Genomic DNA, 2,260 nt, shown 5'->3' with positions numbered 1-2,260 from the left:
GGGAGGGGACCGGCGAGGCTGCGGATCACCCCTGCCGCCGCCGGCCCGCTGATCCGGACGACGCCGACGGCCGAGCGGCCGGGGCTTGTGGCAGGCGCGAAGAGGGTAGTCTGTTCGGGCATGGGAGCGACGCCCCGGAGGCCGACGCGGGTCGCGTCAAGCTGTCGTTAACCAGCTAACGAACTCGTTTCGTCGGGAAATCGTCGAATGATGGCAGAGAGTTGGCCGGACGCGGCGGGACCCTGCCCCCGCCTCCGGCCGGACGGGTCTCAGGTGTTCATCGAGTCGAAGAAGTCGTTGTTGCTCTTGGTCTGGCGCAGCTTGTCCATGAGGAACTCGATCGCGTCGGTGACGCCCATCGGGTTGAGGATGCGGCGCAGGACGTAGGTCTTCTTAAGGGCGTCCGGCGGCACCAGGAGCTCTTCCTTGCGGGTGCCCGAGCGGGTGATGTCGATGGCCGGGAAGATGCGCTTGTCGGAGACCTTGCGGTCGAGAATGATCTCGGAGTTGCCGGTGCCCTTGAACTCCTCGAAGATCACCTCGTCCATGCGCGAGCCGGTGTCGATGAGCGCGGTGGCGATGATCGAGAGCGAGCCGCCCTCCTCGATGTTGCGGGCCGCACCGAAGAAGCGCTTCGGGCGCTGCAGGGCGTTGGCGTCGACGCCGCCGGTCAGCACCTTGCCGGAGGAGGGGACGACCGTGTTGTAGGCGCGTCCGAGGCGGGTGATCGAGTCGAGCAGGATGACCACGTCGCGGCCGTGCTCCACCAGGCGCTTGGCCTTCTCGATCACCATCTCGGCGACCTGCACGTGGCGGGTGGCCGGCTCGTCGAAGGTCGAGGCGATGACCTCGCCCTTCACCGAGCGGATCATGTCGGTGACTTCCTCGGGGCGCTCGTCGATGAGCAGCACGATGAGGTAGCATTCCGGGTGGTTGATGGTGATCGACTGCGCGATGTTCTGCATCAGCACGGTCTTGCCGGTGCGCGGCGGCGCCACGATCAGGGCGCGCTGGCCCTTGCCGATCGGGGCGACGATGTCGATGATCCGCGGGCTGAAATCCTTCTTGGGCGGATTGTCCAGTTCGAGCTTGAAGCGCTGCGTCGGGAAGAGCGGCGTCAGGTTGTCGAAATGGACCTTGTGCTTGATCTTCTCCGGGTTCTCGAAGTTGATCGTGTTGACCTTCAGCAGCGCGAAGTAGCGCTCGCCGTCCTTGGGGCCGCGGATCGGGCCCTCGACGGTGTCGCCCGTGCGCAGGCCGAAGCGCCGGATCTGGGTCGGCGAGATGTAGATGTCGTCGGGGCCCGGCAGGTAGTTCGAATCGGACGAGCGCAGGAAGCCGAAGCCGTCCTGCAGCACCTCGACGGTGCCGGCGCCGATGATCTCGACCTCCTTGGCAGCGAGCTGCTTCAGGATGGCGAACATCAGCTCCTGCTTGCGCATGGTCGAGGCGTTCTCGACCTCGACCTCCTCGGCGAAGGCGATCAGGTCGGTCGGCGTCTTGGACTTGAAGTCCTGGAGCTTGACCTCGCGCATGCCGTCGAGATCGGCGGCGACGATGCCGCTCTCGGCCGGGCTTTCCACGGGGAGGGTCTCGTACGGTGACGTCATGGGGGATTCAGAACCGGCGGGAAGGGCGAGGCGGGGCAGAGGGTCGGACAGGACGGTCGGGGAGTTTGGTCGCCGGGCGCCGTTTCGGCGCCGATCAGTCGGGCCGTCCTGGGGAAAGACGGCTCCGCGCATCGTCTTGACGGAGCCTGGAGCTCACGGATGCAACGCGGCGTAACGAGGAGAGGCCCCAGCGGTACCGCGTTTCGCGGGTTTTCGCAAGGTCCGCCCGCCGGGGCATGCCTCGGGCCCTTCCGGGGGCCGTGGAGCGCGTCTCGCCGGGGCCTCAGCGGCGGCGCAGGCGGACGTAGAGGGCCCCGGCGCCGCCGTGATGGCGGGCCGCCTCCTCGAAGCCCAGGACCACGCTGCGCAGCTCCGGCGCGCGCAGCCAGTGGGGCACGCTGCGGCGGAGCACGCCGCGCTCCGAGAAGGCGTCGTCGTAGGTCGGGCCGCCCTTGCCGGTGACCACGAGGACGTGGGTGTGGCCGGCCGCCCGCGCCCGCATCAGGAAGCCGATCAGCGCCCCGTGCGCCTCCGCCTGGTACATCCCGTGGAGATCGATCCGGGCGTCGACCTGGAGGGCGCCCCGGCGCAGGGCGAGGCGGACGCGGCGCTCCAGGCCCGGCGCCGTCGGGGGGGCGGGGGCCAGGACG

At 68.8% G+C, this 2,260-nt stretch carries 2 protein-coding genes; both read right to left on the bottom strand.

The window, feature by feature from the left end:
• Positions 1–269: 269 nt before the first annotated feature.
• Entirely contained in the window at positions 270–1,535 is a 1,266-nt protein-coding gene (gene rho, locus AC3WLN_RS23980) for a transcription termination factor Rho (RefSeq protein WP_492485475.1), read from the bottom strand.
• Positions 1,536–1,893: 358 nt separating this feature from the next.
• On the bottom strand, positions 1,894–2,260 hold a 367-nt coding region (locus tag AC3WLN_RS23975), incomplete at its 5' end, for a Smr/MutS family protein (RefSeq protein ID WP_492485473.1).

It is taken from the genome of Methylobacterium sp. FW306-05-D (genome assembly GCF_058782155.1).
The sequence above is the reverse complement of the archived record's forward strand: the minus strand, read 5'-3'. Positions and strand labels throughout refer to the sequence as shown.

Bases quoted from the DNA above. Each gene is read 5' to 3' on its own strand.
- rho (WP_492485475.1), bottom strand. From the start codon at position 1,535: ATGCGCGAGGTCAAGCTCCAGGACTTCAAGTCCAAGACGCCGACCGAC.